Raw genomic sequence first — 15251 nt, 5'->3', positions numbered from 1 at the left:
TGTATAGTTAATGCGCTTACATTCATTATACAGCAAACGATAGCCAATTTTTAGTAATTTATGAATAAAATTCTACGTGAATAAAAATCACTGTCGACTCTTTATGACTGAAGGCTTGTGCAATAGCCAGCCATTCAGAAAGTCTGACATAAAAAAACCCGCCACTGACTGGCGGGTTTTACAGAAGTCATTCATTCTTCGACATCATTACTCTCATTATTATTCCCTTCACTAGAAACATTCTCAACAGATGTCTGCTCCACCGATGAGTTGTTATCTTCTTCATTTGCATCTTGGGAAGATGCTGTGGCTGGAATATTCCCGACAATAGCCTCATTGGATGGGTCGGATTGCCTGCCATAGAAATCAACTGCCCGTACTTGGTATACACCATCTCCAGGGGCTGAATAAGAGGTCGAGGTGGTGTTGCCGACCTGACTGAAGCTGCCTCCTTGGTTTGCTGCACGGTAGACTCGGTATCCTGCCACATCTGGGCTGTTCGAACGGTTCCATACCAGCCTTTCGTCGGAGTTTCCTAAAGCACTTGGAGCAGATGGTGCCTGCCCATTATCTTCTATCGTGGTCCCGCTTGAACGAGGAGCCCCGATTCGTTCCCAACGGTCTCGGTTCGTTCGCGGATACAGCTGGGTGACACTGTTTAACTGGTCATATCCATTTCTTTTAAGAAACTCCGGATTGAATGCCAGCCCGTTTCCATCAACGAACTCTCCAGGGGTATCGGAGCCGGCTTCCACAGATCGGCCATTAACTTCCACATAACTGCCGCTTACCAAACTGTCATCTGTTTCAGTTGGTACATATTTTTGGTTGAACAGGTCTGTTTTCACGAGTCCAGCAGCTTCACATAGTGAAGATGGAAGCTTCCCAGAAATGGCACAATAGCTTCGAGAGACAACTCCTTCCGGTTGTTCGAACGATCCACTTGGTGTGACCAATTCTGGATCGACTTCAGCTGCACTATTGATAAGCTGGGCCCAGAACCTTTGTACTCGGTGGCTGTGGCCTTGCGGATCCCATGACCTGTATAATGATTTCGGTATTTCATATCCCATCCAAGTACCGACGGTTATATTCGGATTGACTCCCATGAACCAGACATTCTCCCAATCCTGGGAGGTACCTGATTTCCCAGCCCAGTCGACACTGCGATTGGCAAGCTGCGAATTCGCGTAGGTTCCAGTTCCCTGATCCATGACATCTCTCATCATATCGAGGGTCAGATAGGAAGTCTGCGGTGAGAAAACTTCTTCTGTTTCCGTTTCCTGCTCAAAAACAGTCTCACCGTCAGCCGTGGTGATTTTTTCAATCATATAGCCATCGGCGAATTTCCCTGAGTTCCCTAAGGTGGCATAGGCATTGGTGTTTTCTTCTACTGTCACTCCATTGGTGGCCCCACCGATCGAAAGGGAAGGGTAGAAGCCTTCCTTCGCTGAAATCGTACTGATTCCCATTTTCCACAAATACTCTTTCACCGGGTTCCTTTCCGGATTGCTATCCAGCATCTCTTTGTATATACGGCTGGTGGAAACATTATAAGAATTGAACAGGGCTTTCCTTGCTGGGATCAGGCCGTAGTGCGATCCACTGTAGTTCGATGGTTTCCAGTCACCTGCGACTGGCAAATCAATATCAGCCACTGGAGTGCCTGGCTGGACGATACCTTCTTCAAGTGCCGGCGCGAACACCAGCAGCGGTTTCATGGTACTTCCGTTGGATCTTACAGCTCTTGTCGCAAAGTTGTAATAGCTTTCAGGGTCGTTACCCGCTACAAAGCTGATGATACGGCCAGTGGAATTTTCCATCATGACGGCGCTTGCCTGTACTTGCTGGGTAGTTTCTATTTCTTCACCATCTGACATGGTGATGTTACCTGTCCAGGAAGGTCCGAAGCTGCCGAAGTTATTAGTAACTTCTTGCATAGAGTCATAGATTTCTTTGTCGATGGTTGAATGAATCTGATATCCCCTGGTGCGAAGGTCTGTTGTGGCTCTCTCTTTGTATCTTTTCGCCAGCTGATCATCATTATCCAAGTCTTCTTCCGTATAACCATCCTCTTCAGCTAGCTTTGCAGTAAGTAAATCTTTCGCTCTTCTTTCTAGTTCGTCCGTCAATTTAGGATAGGTATCGTGAGGCAGTGGGAAATCCTCCCGGAAATCTGCCACCACATCATAATTGCTGGCTTCCTGATACTCTTGATCCGTGATGTATTCCTCCTCATGCATCCGATCGAGTACGGACTGCATCCGGTTTAATCCTCTTTCCATACCTTCTTCGCTTTTATGGCCACCAGCATTTTTAAATGGCGTATAGGCGAAAGGGCTTTGTGGCAGGCCGGCGATAAAAGCCGCTTGAGGGAGGGTCAACTCCGAGGCGTCCACATTGAAAATTCCCTTGGCAGCTGTTTGTACTCCGGCAATATTCCTGCCGGCCGCGTCCCTGCCGAACGGAACGATGTTAAGGTATGCTTCCAAGATATCTTCTTTATCAAAAAATCGTTCCAAACGGAGGGCAAGCAGTATTTCTTTCGCTTTCCTTTCGAAGGAAACCTCATTTGTAAGCACCTGATTTTTGATGACTTGCTGGGTCAGTGTACTTCCACCTGTCTGGACTTCAGCATTAGTGAATTCCTGCATGACTGCCCGGAGCAGGGCTTTTGGCACGATCCCCTCGTGCGTCTCAAAATATTCATCTTCGGTAGCAATTACCGCTTCAATCAGATGTGGCGAGATATTATCAAGAGTAGTCTCTTCGCGATGAACATCTGAACTGATGTCTCCAAAGTAGGTCGCATCTGCAAAATAGAGTTTCGACGTTTGACTATAGTCGTATAAGTGCTGTTCCATTTCTTCATAACTTCTTACCGGCTCATCTTCCACCAATGACGCAAAATAGCCGGCACCAATTCCTCCAGCAAAAAAGAGGCCGATAAAAACCAGGACGAGGAAAAAGATGACGACATTCCAGAACACGTCATAGGTAATCCGGGATGAACGCTGTATTTTCCCTGTATTCCACATTTCTCCGACTTTCCGGCTATATATGCGGTACTTTTCTTTTAAATCCATTGAAAAACCTCCCAAAATTCCCTATCAATTATAGCATAATCCGACAGACCGGAACAGATAAAAACTAAAGCTTATTATTGCTTTATGGAGCTGGATATGGTATGAATAGAGAATGATATAATCTATACGATGAAAGATTGAAGTAGTTCGCAGATCACTATTACAGAGAGCCGGCGGTAGGTGGGAGCCGGTATATATCTACGGATGAATTACGGTCTGGAGTATTTTCCGGAGGAGATGGAGGAAGAATTCGGGAACGGTGGAGACATCGTTAACAAATCCCAAGTGGCATATTGCATGCAACAAGGGTGGTACCGCGTGTTCAACTCGTCCCTTATCGTAAGGAACGGGCTTTTTTTATGCAAAAAATTCAGTTGGAGAGTGATGAACATGAATATCTTAGAAGATCTGGAAAGCCGGGGGCTGATCCATCAAACCACCGATAGAGAGGGCCTGGAGAAGCACTTAGAAGAAAACCAAGTGACATTGTATGTCGGTTTCGATCCGACAGCGGACAGCCTGCACATAGGCCATTTGCTGCCAGTGACCATGCTGAAAAGGTTCCAGAAAGCAGGGCATAAGCCGATCGCATTAGTTGGCGGCGGAACCGGCATGATTGGAGACCCAAGCGGCAGATCGACGGAACGTTCGTTGAACGAAGGGGAAGTTGTCAAACAGTACAGCGAAAAAATCAAACAGCAGATCGACAGGCTCCTTGATTTCGGAAGAGGAGAGAACCCAGTAGTAGCACGGAATAATCATGATTGGCTCGGCAGCATGACTGTCATTGATTTCCTCCGGGACGCAGGTAAACATTTCGGCATCAACTATATGCTGGCCAAGGAGTCCGTTTCTGCTAGAATTGAACAGGGGATTACTTTTACGGAATTCAGCTATATGATTTTGCAATCCCTCGACTACCTACGACTGTACGAAGAGGAAAACTGTACATTGCAGATCGGTGGCAGTGACCAGTGGGGGAACATTACCGCGGGCATGGAATTGATCAGGCGTTCACGGGAGGATGAAGAGCAAGAAGTAAAAGTCTTTGGTTTGACCGTTCCATTAATAACGAAGGCTGATGGTACGAAGTTCGGTAAAACGGCCGGAGGTGCCATTTGGCTGGATCCTGAGAAAACATCTCCTTATGAATTTTATCAGTTCTGGATCAACACAGATGATCGGGATGTCATCAAGTTCCTCCGCTATTTCACCTTCCTCTCTGATGATGAAATTGATGCGTTGGAGGAAGAGGTTAATAAGCGACCGGAGGAGAGGGCGGCACAGAAACGACTGGCCGAAGAAATGACCAGGGATGTCCATAGTGAGGAAGCTTTACAGCAAGCCCAAAAGATTTCTGCATCTCTCTTTAGTGGCGACCTGAAGCAGTTGTCTGTCAGTGATATTAAGCAAGGGTTTAAAGATGTGCCTACATATCAGACAGCCAAGGAGGAGATTGGCTTGATCGATCTCCTGGTGGAATCCTCGATTTCCTCTTCCAAGCGTCAGGCACGGGAGGATATCAAGAATGGAGCTATTTACATCAATGGAGAACGAGTTCAGGATCTCCAATATGTGCTTACAGAGGATGATAGGATAGAAGGGCAATTCACCATCATCCGCAGAGGAAAGAAAAAATACACCTTGATCCGTTATGAATAACGAGGAAAAAGCACTGACTCTCGAGTCAGTGCTTTTCTTTTGGCAAAAGAACGAAAAAAAGCAGCCGGATTTACCGACTGCTTCTCTATGATATTAACGGGAGTAGAATTCAACGATAAGAGCTTCGTTGATTTCTGCTGGAAGTTCAGAACGCTCAGGGAAACGAGCATAAGTACCTTCCATTTTATCTGCATCGAATGTTACGTATTCAGGTACGAAATTGTTTACTTCCACAGCCTCTTTGATAATATCAAGATTCTTGGATTTCTCACGAAGTCCGATTACCTGACCTGGTTGAACGCTGTAAGATGGGATGTCTACACGTCCACCGTCCACAGTCACATGACCATGGTTGACCAGCTGACGGGCTTGTCTGCGCGTACGGGCAAGGCCTAAGCGGTATACAAGGTTATCCAGGCGGGATTCAAGAAGGATCATGAAGTTTTCACCATGAATACCTTTCATTTTTCCTGCTCTGTCAAACAGTGTACGGAATTGGCGTTCGTTTAATCCATACATAAAACGAAGCTTTTGTTTTTCCTGCAGTTGCAATCCATATTCGGAAATTTTTCTGCGTTGGTTTGGTCCATGTTGACCAGGAGCGTAAGGACGTTTATCGAGTTCCTTACCAGTTCCAGTTAATGAAATGCCGAGACGACGTGACTTTTTCCATACGGATCCAGTATATCGAGCCATAAGACATTTCCTCCTTTTATATTATATTTTGCATAAAATAAACGGTGTGTCCCTTCTGTTGGCCATTTTGTTTTCATGTACCATCGCTCCAGCAGCAGAGAGTTACACGATACACCTTATATTGCATAAGGAACAAAATGGGGACAAGCAGCGGTCCACTTAAGCTACCTTTATTATTTTACACAAAGAATAGTATATAACTTTGGATGGCATAAGTCAACATCGCTCAACAATACTTTGAAAATATTTTTCCGTCACTCTTGCCGTTTCAAAATTTTCCATAGCTAATGGGGGACATAAGCAATTTTCTCTACAATAATGAAAGGTACTTGTAAAATACTCTTTTATGAAAGAGACAATCATAAGGAATGAAGGCGCAGACAGAAAAAAGATGAAGGGAATCAGAGCCCTTCATCTACTTGGTAGACCAGTTCGAAATTATTTTTGTCCAACAGTTCCGCTACGTGAACTCGGACGCCATGGCCGAATATCACTTCATCTTCTGTCATCGCTACAATCATAGCCTTCGTCTGCTGGTGAACATCAATGTAAATATCACCGACAAGCGGCTTCAGAGATTCATCGCTTTCAATCAGATAAGCGATCGATTCATCATCAGCCATCTGGGATTCAGAAACAATGCTGGCATCCTGGTAGGCAATTTCCCTTGCACCTTCCGATCTGCCAGGAGTCATCACTACATATTCTTTGCGTTTGACTCCATTATCCCTGGTTGTGAGGACATTCCCCTCTTCAACATAGCCGACTTTTTCAATCTCATTCAGTGAATAATGATCCAGGAGGTCCGGGGCAGGTCTGTGAATCAGAATGTAGTCGCCTTCTTCCGGTTCTTTCTGATTTTCTATGGTATACCTTTTTCCATAGAAGATGAACGTATCATTATTCTGTGGACGGATCGACTCGATCTCACCAGGTTTCGCCTGAATCCGCTGCATGTCCTTGAGCCGATAAAGCAGCACCGGTTTTTTGTATACGGGCCTTACGGCATACACCTTATGCAGTTCATTCTGAAAGAAGACAAACTGTCCCTTTCTGACTTGATACAATTTCATGTAAAAACCTCCTATTAATCAGGGTTTCTTACGATTCCATTAAGACAAATTTTTAATATATTTACCCGGAATAGTACGGTTTTAAAACATATGTTGTGGGAGTCAGTTGAGGAGGATCAGTTTTGAAACCTTCCGGCAACGAGTGTTTTAGCTGAGATGAGCCTCCAAGATGGCAGTGAATTCTTCCAAGTATTGTTGATCCGTTTCGTCAAAGCGATCTGTTATTGGACTGTCGATATCCAGCACTCCATAGATGAAGCCGTCTACCATAATCGGTACCACAATTTCCGAGCGGCTTGCACTGTCACAGGCAATATGCCCTGGGAACTGATGAACATCAGCTACACGTTGGGTGCTGCGTTCTTTGACAGCTGTTCCGCACACCCCTTTCCCATAGGGGATTTTCACACAGGCAGGCAATCCTTGAAATGGGCCAAGTATCAGTTCATCTTCCTTCCATAGATAGAATCCGACCCAGTTCACTTCCTTCAAGAATTGATTCAACAGTGCAGAGGCATTGGACAGGATGGCAATGGAATCAGTTTCGTCCTCGATGAGGGCCTTCAATTGCTTGTTCAGTAACTCGTAATCTTTCACCCTGTCTCCAGAGTAGGCAGTTGCTTGAAACATATACATCTTCCTTTCATAATGAACATTTGACTTACCAATAGTCGACATTGAATATGTATTTTGTCGAGATAAAAATGCAGGATATTCTGTCTCCCTGTCGTAAATGACATGTAAGGAGTTGAATCAGATGAAAAAGAACCCTTCTAAGCAAAAAGTGATTAAAGCAGCCTCATCCTTGTTCTATCAAAAGGGTTTCAGCGGGACCTCTGTGAGAGATATTGCTGATAAAGCTTCCGTGAATGTCTCACTGATCAGTTACTACTTTAAAAGCAAGCAAGGACTGCTGGAGTATGCTGTTACTCAATATTATGAAGCATATCTGAAAAGAATGGAAGAGGTTTGGGACCAAATGGAAGAAGCTTCTAATTTGGAGCGGCTGAAACAATTGGTGTTCAGCATCATACAGTATAAACAGGAACATCATCAATTCTCCTGTTTCATCCATAGGGAGCTTTCTTTAGACTCCGTTTTCGTGCGTGAAATGGCAGTGACATACCTGGCAAAAGAAAATCACTTGATCAGCAATGCCTTCTATCAAGCTTTGAAAAGTTACAGGGGGAACGTACCGGAAGCTGATTTCTTGCTGCTCCAGTTAAAAGGTATGCTAATCACCCCTTATGTCATGCAGAACGAATGGAAGGATAAAGTGGTTGGTGAATATTCCCATCAAGCATTTGTCAGGAAGTATGTCAAAACCGTCCATCAATGGTTGGACTTTCTTGTGGCTGGGAAGGAAGGCCATACAGAGGGGAAAACGCATGGCAGGACTTCCAACAGCAGAATATCTCCCATGAAGGAGAATCCTTAATAAATTTGTATATTTTTAGCCAAAATTGCTAGTGACATGGTATTATAGGTAATAGAAAAATTACGTCGGAATCTTAATGGCAAATTGTTCTTCAGGAGGCTTCTGTAATCGCTGCCTCTTATGGGAATTAGGTTAGGGGGCTTACATACATATGGCATACGTTATTGGAATCATATTGGCAATCATCTTATTAATCATAGTCGGCCTGATTATACGTAAGCGGGTTTATGATGAAGTAGATAAGTATGAGGCATGGAAAATGGATATCATGGATCGGAACATTGCAGCCCATTTATCCCGTATTAAGAGCCTCAACCTATCAGGTGAAACACAGGAGAAGTTTGAAGATTGGAAAGAGCGCTGGGATACCATCGCATCTAAGGAGCTGCCGGATATTGAAGAGCATCTATTCGATGCAGAAGAAGCGGCTGACCGCTACCTATTTGCCAAGTCCAAACGGATTTTGGGGGATGTGGAAGAAATTCTTCAATCGATTGAAAAAAGAATTGAAATCATTTTGGCAGAGGTAGACCAGTTGGTGAACTCTGAAAAGTCCAGCCGAACGGGGGTTGAGAAAATTCAGCCGCAGGTGAAAGCCCTCAGGAAACAGGTATCACAGAACCGCTACCAGTATGGGAAAGCAGAGCTGCATTTTGACAGGGAAATCGACAAACTGGAAGATATGCTGGAAGAATATGAGGTGCTTATTGATGGAGGGAATTATCTGGAGGCAAAGGCATTCGTCGATCAGCTGGAGGAAAGAGTAGAGGAATTGCAGCAGCAAATCGAGAGTTTCCCTCCTCTGTATAAGAAATCGAAGCAGGAGCTTCCTGCTCAGCTGGATAACCTCATGGAAGGCTTGAATGAAATGAAAGAGGCCGGCTACCATGTGTCCCATTTTGGGTTTAAAACTGAAATTCTTACATATCAGGAGAAACTGGCAAATAATGTCAGCAAGTTGGAAAATGCGGAAATGGAAGGTGCAAGCGAAACCGTGGCAGAGGTGGAAGCAGCTATAACAGAAATGTATGATCAGCTGGAAAAAGAAGCTGTGGCAAAGAATTACCTAGAAAAGGAAATGCCAGAATATGAAAATACGTTAAATGAGTTGACCATCACGTTTTCCGAAACAAAAGAAGACCTTCAGGAGCTAAGGGAAGCTTATCAGTTGGAAGACGGTGATATGGAAAAATATCTCAGCATCGAGTCGACGATTTCTTCCTTAAGAGATCAGCTTGTCGACATGGCTGAGGATTTGGAGAATGAAGATGCAGCCCACTCGGAAGTGCGCCAGAAGGTGGAAGAAGGTTTCCGCGAGGTGGAAGAGCTTCAGGAAAAACACGAGGAATTCAAGAAGAGAATCCAAAATCTCCGGAAGGACGAATTGGAAGCTAAAGAAAAACTCATGGAAATACGTACACAGCTTCAGGGTGTTGGCAGGAAGCTGAAGAAAAGCAATATTCCGGGAGTGCCGACCTTCATATGGAACCTTCTAGATGAAGCATCCAGCAAAAACGAACGGGTACTAGAGGCATTGGAGAGACAACCGCTTGATATGGTCAAGGTACAGGAAGCTCTGAACGATTCAAAAGAAGCTGTGGATAAGGCTATGGAGCAGACGGAAATGATGCTGGAACAGGCCTATCTGACAGAGCAGGTCATCCAGTATGCCAACCGTTACCGCAGCCAGGATGCAGTACTTGCAGGGAAATTGGCGGAGGCTGAACGGCTGTTCAGGTCCTATGAATATGAATTGGCCTTGGAACAAGCAGCCAAAGCGGTAGAAGAAATTGAACCTGGCGCATTAAAACGCATAGAAGAATTCCAGATGGTAAGCAGTGGTTCATAAAAAAGGGATAAAGGCTGTCATTAGGAAAAGGATATGAAAAGGATCCTTCCTAAGTCAGCCTTCCCTTTTGTCTTTTAGCTGCTATAATGCAAAAAAGGACCAGTAATATGACTGGCTGCAGAGAGGCAGTCTAACCAGGAAAATAAGAGGATGATCCAGCCTGCGCCGATGAAAGGCGCAGGCAAGTTTTCTGAAATAAGGAGCTTTAATGAATGATTTATCTAGATAACAGTGCAACGACAAAACCGCATCCATCCGTAGTGAAAAGTTTTAAAGAAGTCACCAATAAATACTATGCGAACCCTTCTTCCATCCATCAATTTGGCGGAGAGACAGAGAAGCTTTTGCAACGGGCAAAACAGCAGGCAGCAAATTTGCTTGGCGTTTCGGAGCAGGAGGTCATTTTCACTTCGGGAGGGACAGAAGGGAATAATACAGCAATAAAGGGTATTGCTTTACAGCATCAGAACCGCGGTAGGCATATCATCACATCGGAAATCGAACATCCGTCCGTCGAAGAGGCATGCAGGGGACTGGAGCAACTCGGATTTGAGGTCACCTATTTACCTGTCAATGAAGATGGTGTAGTATCAATTACGGACGTAAAGTCGGCAATCAGGGAAGATACCATTCTGATCTCCTTGATGCATGTAAACAATGAAATTGGCTCCATCCAGCCGGTTGAAGAAGTGGCTTCTATTGCCAAACAATATCCCAAGCTGTTCTTCCATGTGGACAATGTCCAGGGGGCTGGAAAAGTCCCACTCAAGTTGGGGAACAACGGCATCGACTTATGCACTTTCTCTGGGCATAAGATACATGGTCTGAAAGGGACAGGTATTTTGTATATAAAAAAGGGGACGACGATGTTCCCACTTCTGCATGGAGGCGAGCAGGAATCCGGCCATCGGTCGGGGACAGAGAATCTCGCAGGTGCTGTGTCGATGGTCAAAGCGTTGCGGCTGATTAAGGAACGGGAAAGAACGGAAGCCGACAAGCTCCGGCAACTGTTGGGCTATCTACGTGATCGGCTGGAGACGATGGACGGGATAAAAGTCAATACACCGAGAAACTCCGCTCCACATATCATGAACTTTTCTGTTTTGGGTACAAAGCCGGAAGTATTGATCCACATGCTGGGTGAAGAAGAAATCTACATTTCGACGAAGTCGGCCTGTTCTTCCAAACAGAAAGATGAAAGCAAAATCCTTGCCGCATGTGGCTGGGGAACTGACCGTAATGTCTCTGCCTTGAGGGTCAGCCTGTCTTATGATAATACCAAGGAAGAGATTGACACATTTTTATCCGCTCTTCAACGGTCCATCAAACAATTCAAAGAAGTTATGGAGTAGATGTATATGCAATATGATCATATTTTAATCAGATATGGAGAAATGGCTTTAAAGGGAAAAAACAGGAAGCAGTTCATACTTAAACTGCAGGAAAACATCCAACATAAACTGAAGGAATTTCCTGATGCAAAAGTGAAACGGACGCAGGGGCGGATGTTCGTCCTGTTGAATGGGCATGAAGCAGGCCCGATCATTGATAAATTGAGGAATATCTTCGGAATTCACAGTCTGAGTCCAGCAATCAAAGTGGAAAACGAAGTGGAAGCAGTGAAGGCAGGGGCACTGTATGCGCTGCAAAGCGGGGATCATATCCAAACGTTCAAAATAAGCGTCAAACGAATTGATAAAGACTTTCCAATCGCTTCGCAGGAAATGAACCAGGTCCTGGGAGGTCATTTGCTATCCAATACAGAAGGGTACAAGGTGGATGTCCACCACCCTGATATGGAAATAAAAGTGGAAATCAGGTTGGAAGCTACTTATATTACTTCCCGTGTCATTCCTGGTCTGGGCGGATTGCCAGTTGGAACGGCAGGAAAGTCGCTGCTCTTGTTATCAGGCGGTATTGATAGTCCTGTTGCAGGGTATCTATCCATGAAACGCGGTGTGCAGATTGAAGCTATTCATTTTCATTCACCTCCTTTCACTAGTGAAAGGGCAAAACAGAAGGTGCTCGACCTGGCAGAGCAGCTGACGAACTATGGGAGAACGGTAAAGGTGCATATTGTTCCGTTCACTAAACTTCAGCAGGAAATTTTTCGGGAGATGCCAGAGAATTATGCAATGACGATCATGCGGCGTATGATGATGCGGATCAGTGAAAGGGTGTGCGAACAGGAGTCCATTCTCTCCATGACTACCGGGGAGAATTTAGGACAGGTTGCAAGCCAAACGATGGAAAGCATGCACACGATCAATGAAGTGACCAACTATCCGATTCTTCGCCCCCTTGTTGCTATGGATAAACATGAGATCATTGACATATCACGGAATATAGGGACATACGAAACCTCTATCCTTCCCTATGAAGACTGCTGCACGATTTTTGTGCCGAAATCTCCCAAAACCAAGCCTACAAGGGAGAAAGTTAATCAATTTGAGGCACAGAAGGACTTCAGTCAGCTGATTGATGAGGCGGTAGAGGGGATTGAGACCATCCGCTTAGATGATAAGAAGAAACGCTCGGATGAACTTGATGAACTATTCTAATAAGAAATCAATGGTTTTTCAGCCAACAAATACCAGTCTTCTCTGTGTATGATTTGCTCTCTTGGTACACATCATAAGCGTACCAAGGAGGTGAACTGACATGGCAAATAACAATAATTCAAATCAATTGCTAGTGCCTGGTGTTCAACAAGCTTTAGACCAAATGAAAATGGAAATTGCTCAGGAATTTGGTGTACAACTTGGTGCAGATACTACTTCCCGTGCCAATGGGTCTGTTGGTGGGGAAATCACAAAACGTCTAGTTTCAATGGCTGAACAACAATTTGGCGGCCAACAAGGCCAACAATAAGTAAAATTCAATAAAATACTATGGTTATTGGGCTATCCTCTTAGAGGATAGCCCTCGAGTTTTGTATTTTGTCGTAAAAATAGGTAAAGTAAAAGATAGATGGATATTTGGAAGGGGAATGAAAACATGGGGATTTTATGGTTTGGAGGACAAATTTATACCATGGAAAAGGAAGGCTCTATGGTAGAAGCTGTTTTCACGGTAGATGATACGATCAAGGCTGCTGGTACATATGAGAAATTATACCATACGTTTTATGATGATATTGATAAAGAGGTAAACTTGCAAGGAAGGACGATGATACCCGGCCTTGTCGATAGTCATCTGCATATTGTCATGCATGGGGAGAAGCTCCTCAGGCTTGACCTGTCACAAATGACCTCAGCAGAAGAGGTAAAAGAAGCGTTGCAGAATCGCATACCATATTTATCTGATGGAGAATGGCTCATTGGAGAGGGATGGAACGAAAATCAATGGGATACGCCTTCCATCATTAACAGAGAAGAGCTCGACAGCATTGCACCAGATAATCCTATGATGCTCACCCGGATCTGCAGGCATGCTCTGATCGCCAATACAAAAGCATTGGAAATTGCTTCCATCGATAAAAATACAGCTGACCCTCAAGGGGGAAGGATTGTCCGGGATGAAAATGGGGAAGTGACCGGATACCTTCTGGATAATGCACAGGATCTGGTGAAGACTTCGCTCCCTGATGTCTCCCAAAGTTACTTGGAGCAAGTGATCAAGATAGCGGTTGATGATCTGCATTCCAAAGGATTGGTAGGCGGCCATACCGAAGATTTGAATTACTATGGATACAGAAAGACGCTCGATGCTTACCATAGTGCTCTCCATAAAGATCGTAAGTTCAAGGCACATCTGCTTGTCCATCATGAGGTGGTAGATGAGTTGATCCAAGACCGTCTCCGTTATTTGGATGGTACCCGCTATGTAGAAATGGGGGCGGTGAAGATATTTTCCGACGGTGCTCTTGGAGGCAGGACAGCTTGGCTCTCCGAAGATTATTCCGATGATCCGGGTAACAAAGGATTTGCCATTCATGAGACCCAGGAATTGGAACAAATCATAAAGAAGGCAAGGAAACATCAGCTTCCGGTTGCTGTCCATGCTATCGGCGATAAGGCTGTCGAAGAAATTGCTGGATTAATAAAGAAGTATCCGCTTGAAAACGGAGCGAGGGATCGTATCATTCATGGGGTCATGTTGAATGAATCCACCTTGGACTTGCTCAAAGAACTCCCAGCAGTGGTGGATATTCAACCTTCTTTTATGACCTCCGATTTTCCATGGGTCATCGACCGGCTAGGAGAGAAGCGGCTGGAACTTTCCTATGCCTGGAAGACCATGATCGAAAACAACATTTTTTGTGCAGGCGGATCTGATGCCCCGATTGAGGAGGTTGATCCACTGGTCGGAATTGAAGCGGCCGTCACTCGAAAATCTACCATCAATGATCAGGTATATCATCCAGAAGAAAAGCTTTCCGTGTATCAGGCGGTTCGGTTATATACCGCAGGGAGTGCATATGTAGTCAATCAGGAAGATAGCCGAGGTGTTATTGTAGACGGATACCGTGCAGACTTTACGGTTCTTGGAGAAGATATCTTCCAGACAGACGCCGAAAAAATCAGTGACATACCGATCGAAATGACGGTTGTTGATGGAGACATAGTATACGAAAGAAATCCTTCCCGCGCGTAGCGGGAAGGATTTCTTTTGTCTATAAGAAAGTCCGTCTTACTCTTTCCCAGTAAGAATTATGTTTGAGTTTTACTGTTTTGATCATTTTATCACTCAATGTCACCTCTACATCCTTGATGTTTTGGATAGGATAAGCTTCGTTGTCCAACCCGATAATCGGATAATCATTTCCATCCTGGATGACTTCCAAGGTGAGTGTACGTTCTTTTCCTAAAATGAAAGAGGACCCAAGGGTACGATAACGGTTATTGTTCAGAGAGGCCAGTTCTGATACTTGGAACCCCTCAAGTAGCGGATCCATGACCGCTCCATGGATGGATTTGTTATAGCCTGTACTTCCCGTCGGTGTAGCAACAATCAGTCCGTCTCCCCGGAAGGTCTCAAAGGCATTGCCATCAATCTGCACTTGGATGGCAATGGTCTTAATGATGGAAGAACGGAGACTCAGTTCATTGAGACATTGGTAAGTTCTTTCCCCATTAATGACAGCGTCGATGACAGGAAAGCGCCGAACCTCCAACTCCTCGTTCTGCAGGGATTTCAGCATTTCCTGAGAGTTGTCCAGGTCAAAATCACAGTAAAGTCCTGATTCTCCGGACATAGTGATTCCTGCATACAGACAATCTTGTCGGAAGCCGGTCTTTCTGACGGCCTGTAGAAAGGTCCCGTCTCCTCCGACACTGATAATGATATTGGCTTCCTTATCATTTTCTGTCAGCAAAAAACCATTGCTTTCTGCCAATTCATAGAGGGGCTGCAGTTGATCTTCCAGTTCCTTCAAATTTCGACTGTAGAAAAATATTTTGTTCCTTGCTGCCATTCGATTACCTCCATTGATAGGCTTTTCCTCA

General features: G+C 44.7%; 12 protein-coding genes and 1 other annotated feature. Of the genes, 7 read left to right on the top strand and 5 right to left on the bottom strand.

Going from position 1 to position 15251, the window contains the following annotated elements; all coding sequences use genetic code 11:
- Positions 1–191: 191 nt before the first annotated feature.
- Positions 192–3086: a transglycosylase domain-containing protein gene (locus tag ACFOGI_RS07735; protein ID WP_390270957.1), complete on the bottom strand. Its 2895-nt coding sequence runs from the start codon at positions 3084–3086 to the stop codon at positions 192–194.
- Positions 3087–3206: 120 nt separating this feature from the next.
- Positions 3207–3424 (top strand) — a binding site (T-box leader).
- Positions 3425–3476: 52 nt separating this feature from the next.
- Between ACFOGI_RS07735 and tyrS the strand changes: the two genes are divergently transcribed.
- Positions 3477–4748: a tyrosine--tRNA ligase gene (gene tyrS, locus ACFOGI_RS07730; RefSeq protein WP_390270954.1), complete on the top strand. Its 1272-nt coding sequence runs from the start codon at positions 3477–3479 to the stop codon at positions 4746–4748.
- A 93-nt stretch (positions 4749–4841) separates the two neighbouring features.
- On the opposite strand, the gene rpsD is transcribed toward tyrS, so the two are convergent.
- The 3 genes from rpsD to ACFOGI_RS07715 form a co-directional block, all read right to left on the bottom strand.
- Positions 4842–5444 (bottom strand): 30S ribosomal protein S4, encoded by a 603-nt coding sequence (rpsD, locus tag ACFOGI_RS07725; protein WP_390270951.1) that lies wholly within the window; start codon positions 5442–5444, stop codon positions 4842–4844.
- Positions 5445–5845: 401 nt separating this feature from the next.
- The gene (locus ACFOGI_RS07720) at positions 5846–6517 is read right to left on the bottom strand and encodes a hypothetical protein (RefSeq protein WP_390270947.1); all 672 of its coding nucleotides are present in this window, start codon (positions 6515–6517) and stop codon (positions 5846–5848) included.
- A 147-nt stretch (positions 6518–6664) separates the two neighbouring features.
- Entirely contained in the window at positions 6665–7147 is a 483-nt protein-coding gene (locus ACFOGI_RS07715) for a GAF domain-containing protein (protein ID WP_390270944.1), read from the bottom strand.
- A gap of 127 nt (positions 7148–7274) precedes the next feature.
- Here ACFOGI_RS07715 and refZ point away from each other — a divergent pair, with 127 nt between their 5' ends.
- The 6 genes from refZ to ACFOGI_RS07685 all read left to right on the top strand — a co-directional run bounded on the left by refZ (position 7275) and on the right by ACFOGI_RS07685 (position 14400).
- Positions 7275–7955, top strand: coding sequence for a forespore capture DNA-binding protein RefZ (gene refZ / locus ACFOGI_RS07710; protein ID WP_390270941.1), 681 nt, complete (start codon positions 7275–7277; stop codon positions 7953–7955).
- Between the two features lie 151 nt (positions 7956–8106).
- Positions 8107–9804, top strand: a complete 1698-nt coding sequence (ezrA, locus tag ACFOGI_RS07705) for a septation ring formation regulator EzrA (protein WP_390270938.1) — start codon at positions 8107–8109, stop codon at positions 9802–9804.
- Between the two features lie 212 nt (positions 9805–10016).
- Complete coding sequence (locus tag ACFOGI_RS07700) at positions 10017–11156, top strand: cysteine desulfurase family protein (protein ID WP_390270935.1); 1140 nt, start codon at positions 10017–10019, stop codon at positions 11154–11156.
- 6 nt (positions 11157–11162) lie between these two features.
- Positions 11163–12365 carry a tRNA uracil 4-sulfurtransferase ThiI gene (gene thiI, locus ACFOGI_RS07695; RefSeq protein WP_390270932.1) on the top strand — a complete coding sequence of 401 codons (1203 nt, stop codon included), beginning with the start codon at positions 11163–11165 and terminating at the stop codon, positions 12363–12365.
- A gap of 100 nt (positions 12366–12465) precedes the next feature.
- Positions 12466–12675: a small, acid-soluble spore protein, alpha/beta type gene (locus ACFOGI_RS07690; RefSeq protein WP_390270929.1), complete on the top strand. Its 210-nt coding sequence runs from the start codon at positions 12466–12468 to the stop codon at positions 12673–12675.
- A 126-nt stretch (positions 12676–12801) separates the two neighbouring features.
- Complete coding sequence (locus ACFOGI_RS07685; protein ID WP_390270926.1) at positions 12802–14400, top strand: amidohydrolase; 1599 nt, start codon at positions 12802–12804, stop codon at positions 14398–14400.
- Positions 14401–14419: 19 nt separating this feature from the next.
- On the opposite strand, the gene ACFOGI_RS07680 is transcribed toward ACFOGI_RS07685, so the two are convergent.
- The gene (locus ACFOGI_RS07680; RefSeq protein ID WP_390270923.1) at positions 14420–15220 is read right to left on the bottom strand and encodes an NAD kinase; all 801 of its coding nucleotides are present in this window, start codon (positions 15218–15220) and stop codon (positions 14420–14422) included.
- Positions 15221–15251 lie beyond the last annotated feature (31 nt).

Origin of the sequence: Virgibacillus xinjiangensis (assembly GCF_042643145.1) — a bacterium.
Taxonomy (GTDB): Bacteria; Bacillota; Bacilli; order Bacillales; family Amphibacillaceae; genus Virgibacillus_O; species Virgibacillus_O xinjiangensis.
Note: the sequence above shows the minus strand (reverse complement) of the source record. Positions and strands in the feature narration are given on the sequence as shown.

Coding starts and splice junctions, on each gene's coding strand:
- ACFOGI_RS07735 (WP_390270957.1), bottom strand. CDS start 3,086: ATGGATTTAAAAGAAAAGTACCGCATATATAGCCGGAAAGTCGGAGAA.
- tyrS (WP_390270954.1), top strand. CDS start 3,477: ATGAATATCTTAGAAGATCTGGAAAGCCGGGGGCTGATCCATCAAACC.
- rpsD (WP_390270951.1), bottom strand. CDS start 5,444: ATGGCTCGATATACTGGATCCGTATGGAAAAAGTCACGTCGTCTCGGC.
- ACFOGI_RS07720 (WP_390270947.1), bottom strand. CDS start 6,517: ATGAAATTGTATCAAGTCAGAAAGGGACAGTTTGTCTTCTTTCAGAAT.
- ACFOGI_RS07715 (WP_390270944.1), bottom strand. CDS start 7,147: ATGTTTCAAGCAACTGCCTACTCTGGAGACAGGGTGAAAGATTACGAG.
- refZ (WP_390270941.1), top strand. CDS start 7,275: ATGAAAAAGAACCCTTCTAAGCAAAAAGTGATTAAAGCAGCCTCATCC.
- ezrA (WP_390270938.1), top strand. CDS start 8,107: ATGGCATACGTTATTGGAATCATATTGGCAATCATCTTATTAATCATA.
- ACFOGI_RS07700 (WP_390270935.1), top strand. CDS start 10,017: ATGATTTATCTAGATAACAGTGCAACGACAAAACCGCATCCATCCGTA.
- thiI (WP_390270932.1), top strand. CDS start 11,163: ATGCAATATGATCATATTTTAATCAGATATGGAGAAATGGCTTTAAAG.
- ACFOGI_RS07690 (WP_390270929.1), top strand. CDS start 12,466: ATGGCAAATAACAATAATTCAAATCAATTGCTAGTGCCTGGTGTTCAA.
- ACFOGI_RS07685 (WP_390270926.1), top strand. CDS start 12,802: ATGGGGATTTTATGGTTTGGAGGACAAATTTATACCATGGAAAAGGAA.
- ACFOGI_RS07680 (WP_390270923.1), bottom strand. CDS start 15,220: ATGGCAGCAAGGAACAAAATATTTTTCTACAGTCGAAATTTGAAGGAA.